General features: G+C 69.8%; 15 protein-coding genes. 8 read left to right on the forward strand and 7 right to left on the reverse strand.

Annotated features, from left to right (window positions below):
- The first annotated feature begins 85 nt into the window (after positions 1 to 85).
- The 7 genes from rapZ (at position 86) to EDF53_RS15395 (ending at position 6,055) form a co-directional block, all read left to right on the forward strand.
- Entirely contained in the window at positions 86 to 985 is a 900-nt protein-coding gene (rapZ, locus tag EDF53_RS15365; RefSeq protein WP_123294370.1) for an RNase adapter RapZ, read from the forward strand.
- 75 nt (positions 986 to 1,060) lie between these two features.
- Positions 1,061 to 2,041 carry a DNA-binding protein WhiA gene (whiA, locus tag EDF53_RS15370; RefSeq protein ID WP_111083957.1) on the forward strand — a complete coding sequence of 327 codons (981 nt, stop codon included), beginning with the start codon at positions 1,061 to 1,063 and terminating at the stop codon, positions 2,039 to 2,041.
- Between the two features lie 280 nt (positions 2,042 to 2,321).
- Complete coding sequence (gene gap, locus EDF53_RS15375; RefSeq protein ID WP_111083958.1) at positions 2,322 to 3,326, forward strand: type I glyceraldehyde-3-phosphate dehydrogenase; 1,005 nt, start codon at positions 2,322 to 2,324, stop codon at positions 3,324 to 3,326.
- A gap of 3 nt (positions 3,327 to 3,329) precedes the next feature.
- Positions 3,330 to 4,547: a phosphoglycerate kinase gene (locus EDF53_RS15380; RefSeq protein WP_123294371.1), complete on the forward strand. Its 1,218-nt coding sequence runs from the start codon at positions 3,330 to 3,332 to the stop codon at positions 4,545 to 4,547.
- Entirely contained in the window at positions 4,544 to 5,323 is a 780-nt protein-coding gene (gene tpiA, locus EDF53_RS15385) for a triose-phosphate isomerase (RefSeq protein ID WP_123294452.1), read from the forward strand. The genes EDF53_RS15380 and tpiA overlap by 4 nt, the downstream gene beginning before the upstream one ends.
- Before the next feature lie 108 nt (positions 5,324 to 5,431).
- Entirely contained in the window at positions 5,432 to 5,683 is a 252-nt protein-coding gene (gene secG / locus EDF53_RS15390) for a preprotein translocase subunit SecG (RefSeq protein WP_017887256.1), read from the forward strand.
- Positions 5,684 to 5,686: 3 nt separating this feature from the next.
- A complete protein-coding gene (locus EDF53_RS15395; protein ID WP_027465686.1) occupies positions 5,687 to 6,055 on the forward strand; it encodes an RNA polymerase-binding protein RbpA in 369 nt (122 codons plus the stop codon).
- A 453-nt stretch (positions 6,056 to 6,508) separates the two neighbouring features.
- On the opposite strand, the gene pgl is transcribed toward EDF53_RS15395, so the two are convergent.
- The 6 genes from pgl to tkt form a co-directional block, all read right to left on the reverse strand.
- A complete protein-coding gene (gene pgl, locus EDF53_RS15400) occupies positions 6,509 to 7,279 on the reverse strand; it encodes a 6-phosphogluconolactonase (RefSeq protein ID WP_123294372.1) in 771 nt (256 codons plus the stop codon).
- A gap of 98 nt (positions 7,280 to 7,377) precedes the next feature.
- Positions 7,378 to 8,322, reverse strand: coding sequence for a glucose-6-phosphate dehydrogenase assembly protein OpcA (locus EDF53_RS15405; protein WP_111083961.1), 945 nt, complete (start codon positions 8,320 to 8,322; stop codon positions 7,378 to 7,380).
- The gene (gene zwf / locus EDF53_RS15410) at positions 8,319 to 9,857 is read right to left on the reverse strand and encodes a glucose-6-phosphate dehydrogenase (RefSeq protein WP_111083962.1); all 1,539 of its coding nucleotides are present in this window, start codon (positions 9,855 to 9,857) and stop codon (positions 8,319 to 8,321) included. Before zwf ends, EDF53_RS15405 begins: the two co-directional genes overlap by 4 nt.
- 22 nt (positions 9,858 to 9,879) lie before the next feature.
- A complete protein-coding gene (locus EDF53_RS15415) occupies positions 9,880 to 11,478 on the reverse strand; it encodes a glucose-6-phosphate isomerase (RefSeq protein WP_123294373.1) in 1,599 nt (532 codons plus the stop codon).
- Positions 11,478 to 12,590 (reverse strand): transaldolase, encoded by a 1,113-nt coding sequence (tal, locus tag EDF53_RS15420; RefSeq protein ID WP_123294374.1) that lies wholly within the window; start codon positions 12,588 to 12,590, stop codon positions 11,478 to 11,480. Before tal ends, EDF53_RS15415 begins: the two co-directional genes overlap by 1 nt.
- 127 nt (positions 12,591 to 12,717) lie before the next feature.
- Positions 12,718 to 14,811, reverse strand: coding sequence for a transketolase (tkt, locus tag EDF53_RS15425; protein WP_123294375.1), 2,094 nt, complete (start codon positions 14,809 to 14,811; stop codon positions 12,718 to 12,720).
- A 445-nt stretch (positions 14,812 to 15,256) separates the two neighbouring features.
- Between tkt and EDF53_RS15430 the strand changes: the two genes are divergently transcribed.
- On the forward strand, positions 15,257 to 16,183 hold the full coding sequence (locus EDF53_RS15430; protein ID WP_111083966.1) for a heme o synthase: 927 nt from the start codon (positions 15,257 to 15,259) through the stop codon (positions 16,181 to 16,183).
- Between the two features lie 359 nt (positions 16,184 to 16,542).
- Here the strand turns inward: EDF53_RS15430 and EDF53_RS15435 are convergent, their stop codons facing one another.
- On the reverse strand, positions 16,543 to 17,520 hold the full coding sequence (locus EDF53_RS15435; RefSeq protein WP_111083967.1) for a heme A synthase: 978 nt from the start codon (positions 17,518 to 17,520) through the stop codon (positions 16,543 to 16,545).
- Positions 17,521 to 17,646 lie beyond the last annotated feature (126 nt).

Below are 17,646 nucleotides of genomic sequence, written 5' to 3' on the forward strand. Positions count from 1 at the left end.
ACACCTGTCGGGCGATACCCTGGTCCCGCAGCCGAGACCTCCCCGGGCGACGCGCCCGGGCCGCCACGACGGAGCCCACTCCCAGATGACCGACAGCGCCACAGCGACCGCGCACGCGTCGCAGCACGACATCCTCATCGTCACCGGCATGTCCGGGGCCGGGCGTTCGACGGTCGGCAAGGCCCTCGAAGACCTCGGCTGGTACGTCGTCGACAACCTGCCGACGCAGATGCTGGCACCGCTCACCGAACTGGCCGACCGCGCCGGCGAGAAGATCCCGAAGATCGCGACGGTCGTCGACGTCCGCGGCGGACGGTTATTCACGGACCCGGAGCACGCGGTCGAACAGGTGCGGTCGACCACGTCCGCACGGGTCCGGGTGCTGTTCCTGGAAGCCACCGAAGCCGTCCTGGTGCGGCGCTTCGAGCAGGTCCGACGACCCCACCCGCTCCAGGGCGAGGACACCCTGCTCGACGGCATCGCGCGCGAGCGGACCCGGTTGGCCGGACTGCGCGAGGCGTCCGACATGGTGATCGACACCTCGGACCTCAACATCCACCAGCTCGCGAACACCGTCACCGAGCAGTTCGCCGACGATCACTTCGTGGGTGTTCAGGTGACGCTCATGAGCTTCGGGTTCAAGTACGGACTGCCCGCCGACGCCGACATGGTGGCCGACGTCCGGTTCCTGCCGAACCCCTACTGGGTCCCGGAACTCCGGGCCCACACGGGCCTCGACCAGCCCGTCTCGGACTACGTCCTGGCCCAGGCCGGAGCCCGTCCGTTCGTCGATCGGTACGTCTCCGTGCTCGAGCCGGTGCTCGAGGGGTACCAGCGCGAGAACAAAAGACACGCTACGATCGCCATCGGCTGTACCGGCGGGAAGCACCGCTCGGTCGCCATCGTCGCCGAGTTGGCGAACCTCCTCCGCGGGATGCCTGGCGTCGCCGTGCGTGTGAAGAACCGAGATCTCGGCCGGGAGTGACCGTCCCTCCGGCCGCTCCCCACGCACGTGCCGCCGGAATCGCGGGACCACCAGATGAACGTTAGGAATGATGCTGTGCCGTTGACTGCCGAGGTCAAGGACGAACTGGCCAGGGTCGCCGTGAACCGCAACACGGTCCGCGCCGCCGAACTGGCCACGATCCTCCGGTTCGCGGGTGGCCTGCACGTCATCTCGGGCCGCATCGCGGTCGAGGTGGAGCTCGACACCCGGATCATCGTGCACCGGGTCCGCAAGGACCTCGCCGAGCTGTACGGCGTCCGCAGCGAGGCGTCGGTGGGTTCGTCCGCGTCGTCCCGTCGTGGCACCCGCTACCTGGTCCGCGTGCTCGAGGCGGGGGAGACCCTCGCACGCCAGACCGGTCTGATGGACGCCCGTCGTCGCCCCGTCCGCGGGCTGCCGAACCGGCTCACCACTGGCAACCGCGAGGACCTCGCCGCGATCTGGCGCGGTGCGTTCCTCGCCTCCGGCACCCTGACCGACCCGGGCCGGGCTGCAGCGCTCGAGGTCACGTGCCCCGGCAACGAGGCCGCCATGGCCCTCGTCGGTGCCGCGTCGCGTCTCGGTGTCGCCGCGAAGGGCCGCGAGGTCCGTGGCGTCCACCGCGTCGTCATCCGCGACGGCGAGGCCATCGGCCAGATGCTCACGGTGATGGGTGCGGCCCGCACCACCGCCGACTGGGAGGAGATGCGGCAGCGTCGCGAGGTCCGTGCGACCGCGAACCGCCTCGTCAACTTCGACGACGCCAACCTCCGCCGCTCGGCGCAGGCCGCCGTCGCCGCCTGCGCGCGCGTCGAGCGCGCGCTCGAGATCCTCGGCGACGAGGTCCCCGACCACCTGCAGTACGCCGGCGCGCTGCGCCTGCAGCACCGCGACGCGTCGCTCGACGAGCTCGGCCAGCACGCCGATCCGCCCATGACGAAGGACGCCATCGCCGGTCGCATCCGCCGACTCCTCGCCATGGCCGACAAGCGCGCGTCCGACCTCGGCATCCCCGGGACGGAAGCGAGCGTCCCCGAGGAGCTCGAGGGCGTCTGAGACGGGTCGTCCGACCTGCGTGACGGGAGGCGCGGTGCCAGCTGGCACCGCGCCTCCCGTCCGTTCTGTGGGGGCGCCCACGGGCCGCACCGACGTCGTTCCGGACGTTGCGGACGACCGTCCGGACGGACCGTCACACCGCACTGCCTGGCAGGGTCCGACTGCTAGGGTCGTTACGGCGACGTTACGGGGCGTATCGTCCACCACACGCGGGCCCGACAGGGCCAGCGCCCTCCGAAAGCAGCGCCCCTCGGGCGCTCCACACCCACCAGGAGATCCATTGACCGTCAAGATCGGTATCAACGGCTTCGGCCGTATCGGCCGCAACTTCTTCCGGGCCGCCCTCGCGAAGGGCTCCGACCTCGAGATCGTGGCGGTGAACGACCTCACCGACAACGCCGCGCTGGCGAACCTGCTGAAGTTCGACTCCATCACGGGTCGTCTCGGCGTCTCCGTCGAGCTCGACGGCGACAACATCGTCGTCGACGGCAAGGCCATCAAGGTCCTCGCGGAGCGCGACCCCGCCAACCTCCCCTGGGGCGAGCTGGGCGTCGACATCGTCATCGAGTCGACCGGCTTCTTCACCAAGGCCGCCGATGCGCAGAAGCACATCGACGCGGGCGCCAAGAAGGTCATCATCTCCGCCCCGGCCACCGGTGACGACGTCACCATCGTCCTCGGCGTGAACGAGGACCAGTACGACCCGGCGAACCACAACATCATCTCGAACGCGTCCTGCACCACGAACAGCCTCGCGCCGCTCGCCAAGGTGTTCAACGACAAGTTCGGGATCGAGCGTGGCCTCATGACCACGATCCACGCCTACACCGCCGACCAGAACCTGCAGGACGGCCCGCACAAGGACCCCCGTCGTGCCCGTGCGGCCGCGCTGAACATCGTCCCGACCTCGACCGGTGCCGCCAAGGCCATCGGCCAGGTCATGCCGGAGCTCGCCGGCAAGCTCGACGGCTTCGCGCTCCGCGTCCCGGTGCCGACCGGCTCGATCACCGACCTCACCCTCGAGACCAAGTCCGAGGTCACCGTCGACGAGATCAACGCCGCGTACAAGGAGGCCGCAGAGGGCCCGCTCAAGGGCATCCTGCTCTACAGCGAGGACCCGCTGGTGTCGACCGACATCACGACGGACCCGCACTCGTCGATCTACGACTCCGGCCTGACCAAGGTCATCGGCGGTCTCGTGAAGATCACCTCGTGGTACGACAACGAGTGGGGCTACTCGAACCGTCTCGTCGACCTGACCGAGTACGTCGGCGAGCGTCTGTAACACATGGCCCTCCGCACCCTCGAGGACCTCGGCGACCTCGCCGGCAAGCGCGTCGTCGTCCGTTGTGACCTGAACGTCCCGCTCAAGGACGGCACGATCACGGACGACGGCCGCGTGCGGGCGTCCCTGACGACCCTCAACACCCTCATCACCGCCGGCGCGCGCGTCATCGTGATCTCCCACCTGGGCCGCCCCGACGGGGAACCCAAGCCGGAGTTCTCGCTCGCGCCGGTCGGCCAGCGGCTCTCCGAGCTGCTCGGCAAAGAGGTCACGTTCGTCGGCGAGACCGTCGGCGACGAGGCGACCGCAGCCGCCGAGGCCCTCGAGGACGGTGACGTCCTGCTGCTCGAGAACCTCCGGTTCAACCCGGAGGAGACCTCGAAGGACGCTGCCGCGCGGTCCGCCTTCGCGGACCGCATCGCGGCTCTCGGTGACGCCTTCGTCTCCGACGGCTTCGGTGTCGTGCACCGCAAGCAGGCCTCGGTCTACGAACTCGCGTCCGCGCTGCCCAGCGCAGCCGGTTCGCTCATCGAGACCGAACTGCGGGTGCTCGAGCGCCTGACCTCCTCGCCGGAACGGCCGTACACGGTCGTGCTCGGTGGCTCGAAGGTCAGCGACAAGCTCGGCGTCATCGACCACATCCTGCCCAAGGTCGACACGCTGTGCATCGGCGGCGGCATGCTCTTCACCTTCCTCGCGGCCCAGGGCCACGGGGTGGCGAAGTCGCTGCTCGAAGCCGACCAGCTCGACGTCGTCCGCGAGTACCTCTCGCGGGCGAAGGAGCTCGGCGTGACGATCGACCTGCCGACCGACGTCGTGGTGGCCTCCGGGTTCTCCGCCGACGCGGCGCACGAGACGGTGGCGGCCGACGCGATCGAGTCGTCGTCGTTCGGCACCGACGGCATCGGCCTCGACATCGGTCCGGAGACGGCGGCGCGGTTCGCGTCGGCGGTGTCCGGTTCGAAGACGGTGTTCTGGAACGGTCCGATGGGCGTGTTCGAGTTCCCGGCCTTCGCCGCCGGCACGAAGACCGTCGCCAAGGCCCTGACCGAGGTCGACGGCCTCGGTGTGGTCGGTGGTGGCGACTCCGCTGCTGCGGTCCGCTCGCTCGGCTTCTCGGACGACCAGTTCGGGCACATCTCGACCGGTGGCGGTGCGAGCCTCGAGTTCCTCGAGGGCAAGTCGCTTCCCGGACTTGAAGCATTGGGGTGGTCCGCATGACCCGCACGCCGCTCATTGCGGGTAACTGGAAGATGAACCTGGACCACCTCCAGGCCATCGCCACGGTCCAGAAGCTCGCCTGGACCCTGAAGGACGCCCGCCACGACTTCGAGGACGTCGAGGTCGCGGTGTTCCCGCCCTTCACCGACCTGCGGAGCGTGCAGACGCTCATCTCGGCCGACAAGCTGCCGATCCACTTCGGTGCGCAGGACCTGTCGCAGTACGACTCCGGTGCCTACACCGGCGACGTCTCCGGCGCGTTCCTGTCGGCGCTCGACGCGCAGTACGTCATCGTCGGACACTCCGAGCGGCGCACGCTGCACGGTGAGACCGACGAGGTCGTCGCGGCCAAGACCGCCGCGGCCGTCAAGCACGGCCTCGTGCCGGTCGTCTGCGTCGGCGAGACCGGTGAGCAGCGCGAACAGCGCGGCGCCGGCGTCGTGCCGGTCGAGCAGCTCCGCGTCGTGCTCGACGCCGTGCAGCCGTCCGACATCGTCGTCGCCTACGAGCCCGTCTGGGCGATCGGTTCCGGCCAGGCGGCCACCGCCGAGCAGGCGCAGGACGAGTGCGCCGCGATCCGTCGCGGCATCGCTGCTGCCTGGGGCGACCAGGCCGCTGCCGACACGCGCGTCCTGTACGGCGGTTCGGTCAAGTCCGGCAACATCGCCGGGTTCCTCCGTGAGCCCGACATCGACGGCGCCCTCGTCGGCGGCGCATCCCTCGACGTGCAGGAGTTCGCGGCGATCGCCCGGTTCCGCCAGCACGTCGGGCTGTAGCCACACCGGCTGGCGTCGGGCTGTAGTCCGCACCACTCCCGTCCGTGTACCGGCCGTGCCCCGCGCGGCCGGTACACTGGTACGGCTGACTGACACGAAAGGTACGTCGTGGCGATACTCTCCGTCGTGCTGCAGGTCCTGCTCGCAATCACGAGCCTCCTGCTCACGCTCCTCATCCTCCTGCACAAGGGCCGCGGTGGCGGCCTCTCCGACATGTTCGGTGGCGGCGTGACGAGCAACCTCGGGGCGTCCGGCGTCGCCGAGCGCAACCTCAACCGCATCACGGTGATCCTCGGTCTGGTCTGGATCGTCTCCATCATCGTGCTCGGTCTCATCAACAAGTTCACGGCGGGGGTCTGATCCATGGCTAGCGGAGGCAGTGCAATCCGAGGGTCCCGCGTCGGCGCCGGACCGATGGGCGAACAGGACCGTGGTGTCCAGGCCGAGCGTGTGGCGATCTCCTACTGGGACGCCCTCGGCAACGAGGTCGTGCGGTACTTCGCCGCGAACCTCCCGGACGAAGAGATCCCCGAGACGGTCGATTCGCCGTCGAGCGGGCTCCCCGCCGGGCGCGACAAGGAGAACCCTCCCGTGGTCTCCAAGACGGAGCCCTACAAGACGCACCTCGCGTACGTGAAGGAGCGTCGGACTGAGGAAGAGGCAGCGCAGCTCCTCGAGGACGCGCTCCAGCAGCTCCGCGAGCGTCGCGGTACCGCCGCCAAGAAGGCGTAGCGCCCACACACTGACGAAGGCCCCCGCACCGCGATGGTGTGGGGGCCTTCGTGCGCCGTGGGCGCGGTTGGCAGTGCTCACCGCGCGGGGGCTTACTCGCCGAGTGGTCACGACGCGCCGTGTGCGGCTCGCGGTGGTGGCACGTTCTGTCGCCTGCGACGCCCGCAGCCGACAGCTCTTGACCGCTCGGCGTCGTGTCGGCGGGGTGTCGCAATCGTTCAGTTGCCGGGTGCCGCGCGGAGAGCCGGCTCGCCGAGTGGTCACGACATGCCGCGTGCGGTTCGCTGCGGCGGCGGGTTCTGTCGCCCGGGCCCGCGTTCAGGCGACACTTCTTGACCGCTCGGCGCCGGCGAGCGGGTGTGGGGCGGCGGTGGGAGCGGTGGGAGCGACCACAGACGGACGGGAGGCCCGGTGCCAGCTGGCACCGGGCCTCCCGTCAGGCAGGACGCGCGTCTAGTACGTCGACGCGATGAGGTTCTCGGGGACGTCGCGCGCGGCGTCCTCGTCCACGAAGAACACGGTGCGCTTGCGACCCTGGACGCCGCCGACGGGGACGTCCTCGACGGAGGCGCCCGCCAGGGCGAGCCCGAGGACCGACGCCTTCTCGGCACCGGACAGGATGACCCACACGCGCTGCGAGGCGTTGATCACCGGGTAGGTGACCGTCAGGCGCTGCGGCGGCGGCTTGGGGGAGTCGTCGACCGACACGACGGCGCGGTCGGTGACCGTGAGCTGCGGGAACTCGGGGAAGAGCGACGCGGTGTGCCCGTCGGGGCCGACACCGAGCAGCGTGATGTCGAAGCGCGGAGCGACGGCACCCTCGTACGCGGCGTCCTGCAGCTCACGCTCGTACTGCAGCGCGGCCGCTTCGATGTCGATGCCGGCGTCGGACGCGGGCATCGGGTGGATGTTCGACTCCGGGATGTCGACGTGGTCGAAGAAGTCGGTCTGCGTCCCCGTGGTGTTGCGGTCGGCGTCACCGGCCGGCACCCAGCGCTCGTCGACCCACCAGACGTGGACCTTCGACCAGTCGACGCTCTCGCGCGCCGGCGACTGGCCGATGGCGGCGAGGACGAGGGACGACACCGAGCCACCGCTGATCGCGATGTCGGCGCGCTCCTGCTCGTCGAGCACGTCGATGATCTTGGTGATGAAGCGTGCGGCGACCGAAGCGCCGAGGGCCTGCTTGTCCGGGTGCACGAGCACCCGCCGTTCGTTGGTCACGTGACTCCCGTGTTCGTGGCGGCCGACCGGTCGTACGACCGCCTTCGGTCCGGTCGGGCCGCCTGCACCAGACAGACGACCCGACCGTTGTGGGGTGCTCAGCGGGCGATGGTCTCGCGCAGCTGGGGAACCCCGTGCTTGACGACGTCTCCGAAGAGGACGTCCGGGTCGAGTCTACGGAGTTCCTCGGCCAGGCAGTCACGCAGGTTGCGGCGTGGCAGCGACAGGTCGTGCGTGGGCTGACCGGGCATCGAGAGCGTCGCGACGTCCACCAGGGAACGCTCGAGGTCGATGGTGCCCGACTCGCGCACGAGCTTGACGCCGTGGATGCCGCTCGAGCCGGTCGCACGCGGCGACGTGGTGACCGTCACCGGCACCTCGAGCTGGAGCTGCAGCCACGCGGCGAGCAGGATCGTCGACGGGCTGTCCGACGCGCCCGTCACCTCGACGCCCGTGATGGGCTCGTACGGCGGCTGGTCGAGCGCCGCGGCGAGCTGGTTCCGCCACAGGGTCAGTCGGGTCCACGCGAAGTCGGTGTCGCCCGGAACGTACGAGGCACCGAGGGCCTCGATCGCGCCGTTCGGGTCCTTCTGCGCGGCGGCGTCGGTGATCCGGCGCTGGGCGATGCGGCCCAGTGCCGAGGCCGACGGCTGCGACGGCGCGGTCTGCGGCCACCAGGCCACGACCGGGGCGTCCGGCAGGAGCAGGCCCGTGACCAGGCTCTCCTCGTCGGTCGCGGTCTCGCCGTAGGCGCGGAGGACGATGACCTCGCTGGCACCCGCGTCGCTGCCCACGCGGATCTGCGCGTCGAGACGGCCGGGCGACTTCGTGTCGCCGTCGTTCTTCGACACGATGATCACGCGCATCGGGTGCTCGCGGGACGCCTCGTTCGCGGCCTCGATCGCTTCTTCCTCGTGGCCGAGGGCCGTCGAGATGATCAGCGTGAGGACACGACCGAGGGCGACTGCGCCGCCCTCTTCGCGGATGTGGACGAGCTTCTTCTGGATCTTCGAGACCGTGGTGTTCGGCAGGTCGATCTTCATGGACGCCTCCAGGTCCGGCCGTCGCGGGCGAGCAGGGCATCGGCGGACGCCGGACCCCACGTGCCGGGACGGTACTGCTCGGGCTGGCCCTGCGTGGCCCAGAACTCCTCGATCGGGTCGAGGATCTTCCAGGACAGCTCGACCTCCTGGTGCCGCGGGAACAGCGGCGGGTCACCGAGCAGCACGTCGAGGATGAGTCGCTCGTACGCCTCGGGGGATGCCTCGGTGAAGGCGTGGCCGTAGCCGAAGTCCATCGTCACGTCGCGCACCTGGGTGCCGACGCCGGGGACCTTCGAGCCGAACCGGAGCGTGACGCCCTCGTCCGGCTGGACGCGGATCACGAGCGCGTTCTGACCAAGGGGGGACTGCGAGTTGCCGTAGACGTCCTCGGGGACGCGCTTGAAGACGATCGCGATCTCGGTCACACGGCGCCCCAGCCGCTTGCCGGCGCGCAGGTAGAACGGGACGCCCTGCCAGCGACGGGTCGCGATGTCGAGCTTGATCGCGGCGTACGTCTCGGTGCCGGACTCGGGGTTCATCCCGGCCTCGTCGAGGAAGCCGAGCACCTTCTCGCCGCCCTGCCAGCCGCCCGCGTACTGTCCACGCGCCGTGGCGGTCGACAGGTCCTCGGGCAGCCGCACGGCGGACAGCACCTTCTCCTTCTCGGCGCGCAGGTCGGCGGCCTTGAACGAGACGGGCTCCTCCATCGCGGTGAGCGCGAGGAGCTGCAGCAGGTGGTTCTGGATGACGTCGCGCGCCGCGCCGATGCCGTCGTAGTACGCGGCACGTCCGGCGACGCCGATGTCCTCGGCCATCGTGATCTGCACGTGGTCGACGTAGTTCGAGTTCCAGATGGGTTCGTACATCTGGTTCGCGAACCGGAGCGTCAGCAGGTTCTGGACGGTCTCCTTGCCGAGGTAGTGGTCGATGCGGAACACGTCGTCGGGCGCGAAGACGCTCTCGACGATCGCGTTCAGCTCGCGCGCGGTGCGGAGGTCGGAGCCGAACGGCTTCTCGACGACCACGCGGCTCCACGAGCCCTCGCGCTTCGCGGTGAGGCCGGACAGCTTCAGCTGCTCGGTCACCACCGGGAACATCTTCGGCGGGATGGACAGGTAGAACGCGTGGTTGCCCAGCGTCCCGCGCTCGGCGTCCAGGTCGTCGACGGTCTGCTTGAGCTGCAGGAACGCCTCGGGGTCGTCGAACGAGCCCTGGACGAAGCGGATGCCCTGTTCGAGCTGACGCCAGACGTCCTCGTCGAACGGGGTGCGGGAGTGCTCCTTGACGGCGTCGTGCACGAGCTGGGAGAAGTCTTGGTCCTCCCAGTCGCGACGGGCGAAGCCGACGAGCGCGAACCCCGGGGGCAGCAGCCCCCGGTTGGCCAGGTCGTAGACCGCCGGCATCAGCTTCTTGCGTGACAGGTCGCCCGTCACGCCGAAGATGATGAGCGTGCTCGGTCCCGCGATCCGGTTCAGTCGACGATCCGTCGGCAGCCGGAGCGGGTTGTGCTCCGGGGTGATTGCCACCGGTGACATGAGTCGGTGAACTCCTTACGAGTCAGTGGGAGACGGCGGAGGCGATGGCCGCGGTGGCGGCGCGCACGTCCGACGTCGTGAGGGTGAGGACCGGGCGGCCGTGCTGCGCGAGGACACTCGCGTCACCCGCTGCCTGGGCCTGGAGGAGCTGGCCGAACGTGAACGGCCGGCCCGGGATCGCCAGGTCGTCCGGTTCGTCCGCCACGATCTGCAGGAACACTCCCGTGGCGGGTCCGCCCTTGTGGTACTGCCCGGTCGAGTGCAGGAACCGCGGGCCGTACCCGAAGGTGACCGGCCGACGCGTGCGCGCCGCCAGGGCGTCGCGGAGCGTCTCGAGGTCACGGTTCGTGGTGCGGTCGACGTACGCCTGCACCGCCACGTAGCCGGTGGCGTCCAGTTCGGACAGGAGGCCCGTCACGGCTTCTGCGAGCGTCGTCCCGACCGGCAGTCCCGGCGTCGCGGAGACGGCGATGCCGTCCTCGGTGAACGCGGGTTCCGCAGGCGCGGGACGGTCGTCGAGCAGCGCACGGGTCGCGACCTTGGCGGCCTCGACGTCGGGCTGGTCGAACGGGTCGATGCCGAGCAGCCGCCCGGCGACCGCGACGGCGTACTCCCAGACGAGGATCTGACCACCGAGCGTCCCGGTGATCTCGACCTCGCCCTCGGCGATGTGGCGCTCGTCCTCGCGCGAACCGACCAGGCGGATGACCTGGACGTCCGGCAGGGCTGCGGAGACCTCGGGGGAGTCGGCGTGCAGGACGACGGGCAGCAGACCACGTCCGCTCTTGCCGGTCGACTCCGCGATCAGCTGCTCCACCCAGTCGCCGAACCCGACGATGTGGGTGCCGTCCGGCACGATGGCGATCTTGTCGCGTAGCGGGTCGGTACCGGCGAGGACCGCACCGAGCACGAGCCCGGGGTTCTCGTCGAGGTCGACCGACAGCAGCGCGGAGATGGCGTCGGCCTCGTCCAGCAGCTCGGCGATGTCCGCTCCGGCGAGACCGGAGGGCACCAGACCGAACGCGGTGAGGGCCGAGTAGCGGCCGCCGACGGTCGGGTCGGCGGTGAAGACCCGGTAGCCGGCGTCGATGGCCGCGGCCTCGAGCGCGGAGCCCGGGTCGGTGACGACGACGATGCGGCCGGTGGGGTCGATGCCCGCGTCACGGAACGCCTGCTCGTAGACGCGGCGCTGCGAGTCGGTCTCGAGCGTGGAGCCGGACTTCGACGAGACGACGAGCACGGTGCGCTCGAGGTCCGTCGTGACGGCTGCGCGGACCTGCGCGGGATCGGTCGAGTCGAGCACCGTCAGCGGGACGCCGGCGGTGCGCGTGATGACCTCCGGCGCGAGCGACGAGCCGCCCATGCCGGCGAGGACGACGTGGTCGACCCCTTCGGCACGGAGCGACTCGCGCAGCGCAGTGATCTGAGCGACGAGCGGGCGGGAGACCGAGACGGCCTCCACCCAGCCGAGGCGCTTGGACGCCTCGGCCTCGGCGTCCGGTCCCCACAGCTCGGGGTCCTGGGCGGTGATGCCCGAGGCCACCAGGTCAGCGACGAGCCGCGGGACCACCGAGTCGATGGCCCGCGCGGCATCGCCGCTGGCAGCGATGGAAACCGTCACTACTTGGCGCCCTCGAGCGCGGTCTTCACGGTGTCGACGAGCTCGCCCCACGAGACGTTGAACTTGTCCACGCCCTCCTTCTCGAGCAGCGCCACGACGTCGTCGTAGTCGATGCCCTGCGCGGCGAGCTGGTCGAGGACCTGCTGCGCGGCGTCGAAGGTGCCGGCGATGGCGTCGCCGTGGATCTCACCGTGGTCGAACGTGGCGTCGAGCGTCTTGCCCGGCATCGTGTTCACGGTGTTCGGGGCGGCGAGCTCGGTCACGTAGAGCGTGTCGGGCAGCGACGGGTCCTTGACGCCGGTCGAGGCCCAGAGCGGACGCTGCGTGTTCGCACCGGCCTCGAGCAGGCCGAGGGCGCGCTCGGAGGCGAACGCCTCGGTCCAGACCTGGTAGGCGAGCTGCGCGTTGGCGATGCCGGCCTTCGACTTCAGGGCCTTGGCCTCGTCGGTGCCGACGGCGTCCAGGCGCTTGTCGATCTCGGAGTCGACGCGCGACACGAAGAACGAGGCGACCGAGTGGATCTTCGACAGGTCGTGACCGGCGGCCTTGGCCTTCTCGAGCCCACCGAGGTAGGCGTCGATGACGGCGCGGTAACGCTCGAGCGAGAAGATCAGGGTGACGTTGACGGAGATGCCGGCGCCGATGACCTCGGTGATGGCCTCGAGACCCTCGACCGTTGCGGGGATCTTGATGAGGACGTTCTCGCGGCCGACCTTCTCGAACAGGAACTTGGCCTGCTCGATGGTCTTGGCGGTCTCGTGGGCGAGGCCCGGCTCGACCTCGATCGAGACGCGGCCGTCGAAGCCCTTGGTCTCGTCGTAGATCGGCTTGAAGACGTCGGACGCGTTGGCGACGTCCTGCGTGGTGATCTCGAAGATCGCCTCGGTCACGTCGGTGCCGGCGGCGGCCAGCTCCTTGACCTGGGCGTCGTAGCGCTCGCCCTTGGCGAGGGCCGACGCGAAGATCGTCGGGTTGGTGGTCACGCCGACGACGTTCTTCTGCGCGATGAGGTCGGTGAGCTTGCCGGTCTCGAGGAGCTCGCGGGACAGGTCGTCGAGCCAGATGCTCACGCCGACCGCGGAGAGGGCGGCAGTGGGGGTGTTCTCAGCCATGTGTTTCTCTTCTTTCCTTCATCGGCCTGATGGCCGGGGTCTGGGGGACCGGGGGCGCGTGGCGGAGCCGAACCGCGCCTCCCGGCAGAAGGGCCGGATCCGGCGAACCGGACCCGGCCCCTGCGGGTCAGGAAGCCGCGATGGATTCCTTCGCGGCGGCCACGACGTGTTCCGTCGTGAAGCCGAACTCCTTGAAGAGCGTCTGGTAGTCGGCCGAGGCACCGAAGTGCTCGATCGAGACGCTGCGGCCCTTGTCGCCGACGATGTCGCGCCAGCTCATGGCGATGCCGGCCTCGACCGACACGCGAGCGGTGACGTCCTTCGGGAGCACCTGGTCCTGGTAGTTCTCGGACTGGGCATGGAACCACTCGATGGACGGTGCGCTCACGACGCGGGCGTTGATGCCCTCGCCCTTGAGCTGCTCACGGGCCTCGACGGCGATCTGGACCTCGGAACCGGTCGCGATGAGGATCACGTCCGGGGTGCCGTTCGGCGCCTCGGCCAGGATGTACGCACCCTTGGCGACGTTCTTCGCCGAAGCGAAGACCTCACCGGAGGCGTCGCCTTCGCCACGCTCGAACACCGGCAGGTTCTGACGGCTCAGCGCGATGCCGGCCGGGCGGTCGGTGTGCTTGAGCATCTCGAGCCAGGCGTACGCGACCTCGTTGGCGTCGGCGGGGCGGACCACGTCGAGACCCGGGATCGCACGGAGCGACGAGACCTGCTCGATCGGCTGGTGCGTCGGGCCGTCCTCGCCGAGGGCGACGGAGTCGTGGGTCCAGACGTAGATCGCCGGGGCGCCCATGAGCGCGGCGAGACGGACCGCCGGACGCATGTAGTCGCTGAAGATCAGGAACGTGCCGCCGAAGGGGCGGGTGTTCCCGTGCAGGACGATGCCGTTGAGGATCGAGCCCATGGCGTGCTCGCGGATGCCGAAGTGCAGCACGCGGCCGTACGGGTCGGTGCTCCACGTCGACGTCGAGGCCTCGGCTGGACCGAAGGACTTGGCGCCCTCGATCGTGGTGAGGTTCGACTCGGCGAGGTCGGCCGAGCCACCCCAGAACTCGGGCATCAGCGGCGCGATGGCGTTGATGACCTTGCCGGAGGCGGCACGGGTCGAGACGGCCTTGTCGGTCGGGAAGGCCGGCAGTGCTGCCTCGAGGTCCGCGGGGAGCTCCTTGGCGTTGACGCGGTCGAACAGCGCCTTCTTGTCGGCGTTGGCAGCAGCCCACGCGTCGAAGGTCTTCTGCCACTCGGCGTGCTGCGCCTGGCCCTTGGCGACGGCGCCGCGGGTGTACTCGAGGACCTCGGGGGCGACCTCGAAGGTCTTCGCGGTGTCGAAGCCGAGGACCTCCTTGAGGCCCTTGATCTCGTCGGCACCGAGCGCCGAACCGTGGATCTTGCCGGAGTTCTGCTTGGTCGGCGACGGCCAGCCGATGATCGTCTTGAGGACGATGAGCGACGGCTTGTCGGTGACCTGCTGGGCGGCCTCGATCGCGGCGTGGAGCTCCACGGCGTCCTCGGAGTACTCGCCGGTCTTCTTCCAGTCGACGATCTGGACGTGCCAGCCGAGCGCCTCGTAGCGCTCGGGGACGCTCTCCGAGAACGCGATGTCGGTGTTGTCCTCGATCGAGATCTGGTTCGAGTCGTAGAACGCGATCAGGTTGCCGAGCTGCTGACGGCCGGCGAGCGAACCCGCCTCGTTCGTCACGCCCTCCTGCATGTCGCCGTCACCGGCGATCACGTAGGTGAAGTGGTCGAACGGCGACTGGCCGGCCGGGGTCTCCGGGTCGAACAGGCCGCGCTCGAAGCGCTGGGCGTAGGCGAAGCCGACCGAGGACGCGAGGCCCTGGCCGAGCGGGCCGGTGGTGATCTCGACACCGTCGGTGTGGCCGTACTCCGGGTGACCCGGGGTCTTCGAGCCCCACTTGCGCAGGTGCTGCAGGTCGTCGAGCTCGAGGCCGTAGCCGTGCAGGTAGAACTGCACGTACTGCAGGATCGAGGCGTGACCGGCGGAGAGGATGAAGCGGTCGCGGCCGATCCAGGTGGAGTCGCTCGGGTCGCGACGCATCACCTTCTGGAAGAGCAGGTGTGCGAGCGGCGCGAGGCTCATCGCGGTGCCGGGGTGACCGTTGCCGGCGGCCTCGACCGAGTCGGCGGCGAGAACGCGGGCCGTGTCGACGGCCTTCCGGTCGATGGCGTCCCAGGTGAATTCAGCCACTTGGATGTTGACCCTTCTTGATGCGACATGTGCGAGGGCTCGTGCCATCGCACGGACATGTGGCCATCCCGGGGCCGAGTCGTGTCGCCGTCTAGCGGCGGCCGACCGGCTCATCGCGGCCGACGTCATCGGGGCGCGCACTGCGGGAGGGCAGGTCCAGCATAGTGACCAGCCACTCAGAAGGGGTTCAGGTGACGCCCGATGTTCACGAGTCGGGTCACCCGGGCCCTCGTCCGCCGGGCGTGTCGTGCTCCGCGATCCGTCGTTCTGCACGGGATGTCTGCACGGGATGGGGGAGCGGGGCATCATCGCGGCGCTTCCATCACGTAAACTGTCGACGACCCGTGGACATTCCGGGTCAGCGCATGCCCGGACGCCGCCGCAGTCGTCCACCGAGTGTGCGAGCTGATGCGAACAGACTGAGGTTCCCTTGCCGACTGCCACCGTGACCAGGCCCGACACCGATCGACCCCGATCGACGCTGTCCCGCAAGGTCCGTGCGTACGTCTCGTTGACCAAGCCGCGGGTCATGGAGCTGCTGCTCGTGACCACCGCGCCGACCATGTTCCTGGCCGAGCGTGGCGTGCCGGACCTCTGGCTCGTGTTCTGGACGATGCTCGGCGGGGCGATGTCCGCCGGCTCGGCGTCGGCCTTCAACTGCTACATCGACCGTGACATCGACCGCCTGATGAAGCGGACGAGCACCCGGCCGCTGGTGACCGGTGAGCTCTCGGACCGCGAAGCCCTCGTGTTCTCGTGGATCCTCGGCGTCCTGTCGACCGCGGTGCTCGGGTTCCTGGTGAACTGGCTCGCCGCGGCCCTGAGCGTCATCGCGATCCTCATCTACGTGTTCGTCTACACGCTGTGGCTCAAGCGCCGCACCCCGCAGAACATCGTGTGGGGCGGCTCGGCCGGCTGCATGCCCGTGCTCATCGGCTGGGCGGGTGTCACCGGCTCGCTCACCTGGGCCCCGGTCATCCTCTTCATGGTGATCTTCCTCTGGACGCCGCCGCACTACTGGCCGCTGTCGATGAAGTACCGCGACGACTACGACGCCGCCGACGTCCCGATGCTCGCCGTGGTCCGCGGTCGCACCGTCGTCGGCCTGCAGGTCGTGCTGTACGCCTGGGCGACGCTCGTCTGCTCGCTCCTGCTCATCCCCGTTGCGCACATGGGCCCGCTGTACACCGTGGTCGCGCTGGCCGGCGGCATCTGGTTCGTCGTCGAGTCGCACCGGCTGTACTCGCGGGCGATCCAGCACGTCGAGCACGTTCAGCCGATGCGCGTGTTCCACAGCTCGATCACGTACCTGACGCTGCTCTTCATCGCAGTGGGCATCGACCCGCTGCTGCCGCAGGTCTTCACCTTCTAGGCACTGCGCGTCGCCGCTGGCGACGTCGTACGACGAACTCGATGTCGTGCGACGTCGCCTTCGTCGTCGGTGCGCGTGCGCGACGGTTGCGGGCGCGGGGTTGCGACGTCCTCGACGTCGCACGACGTCGAGGACGTCGTTGCGGGTCAGTGCGCGATCTGGCGCGGCTGTGGACGTGCCCACCAGGCGGCCGGGAGGCGCGGGGCGGGGCCGCCACGGGCCTCCCGGCCGCCCTGTGCGTCCGTGGGCGCGGGGCGCACGCGTGGCCCGGGATGCGTGTGCAACGAACGACACCCCACGAGTCGATCGACTCGTGGGGTGTCGCAGAACGGGTGTGGCGCGTGCGACGCGCCCGGGCGTCAGGCGGCGTCGAGTGGTTCGCGCACGGCTTCGCGACCGGCGCTGGCGCGCGTGGCGAGGACGACCGCCGTGGTGGCCCCGACGAGCAGCCCGGCGAGCACCATGTGCGTGCCCACCAGCCCGACGGGCAGGCCGGTGCGGGCCTGGGTCAGGCCGACGGCGATCTGCAGGAACTCGACGACGAGCAGCAACAGCGCCCACTTGCTCGAGATCCGGAGCCGGACGGCGCCGACGACGAGCACGAGGGTCAGCGCGAACAGGGCGTACGCGGGCCAGGCGTGCACGTGTTCCATCACCGCGGGGTCGAAGCCCGTGCGGTGCAGCATCCCGCCGTCGACGGCCTCGTCGGCACCGGCGTGCGGGCCGCTGCCGGTCGTCAGGATGCCGACGAGCACGGTGACCACGACGGCGGCGACGGTGCCGCGGACGACGCCGGTGTACCAGCCGGGCACGAGGCGGTGGCTGGTGCGCGGGCCGTGCATCGTCCGGTAGACCAGGGCCGCGGTGACCGAGGTCAGGGCGGCGGACACGACGAAGTGCAGCCCGACGACGAACGGGTTGAGGTTCGTGAGCACGCTGAGCCCACCGATGACGGCCTGGACCGGGATCGCGACGCCCTGAGCGAACGCGAGCCAGAACAGTTCGGGGCGCGTGCGGAGCATCCGGACGACGGCCAGGAACATCGCGATCGCCACGATGACGAGCACGAAGGTGAGCAGTCGGTTGCCGAACTCGATGATCCCGTGGATGCCCATCTCGGGCGTGGAGACGAGCGAATCGGCCGTGCACTTGGGCCAGGTGGGGCATCCGAGGCCCGACGCGGTCAGGCGGACGAGGCCGCCGGTGCCGATCAACACGACCTCGACCACGAACGAGGCCCACGCCAGCGCGATGACCCGGCGGTCGACGACCCGGGGGAGCGACCACCACCGTGCGGTCCGGAGATCCTGGTCGACGGGGGGTCCGACGCGAGTCACGAGGGTGGTGCCTTCCTGTTGTTCCGTGCAGTGAACCTGTAGGATTCGAGGGTTCAGCAGCAGTCAAGTCTAGGCAGGCGCCGGCTCCGAATGGGCCGTGATCGCCGATCGATCCAGGGACTGCGT

This window comes from Curtobacterium sp. PhB78 (assembly GCF_003751685.1).
Lineage (GTDB): Bacteria > Actinomycetota > Actinomycetes > Actinomycetales > Microbacteriaceae > Curtobacterium.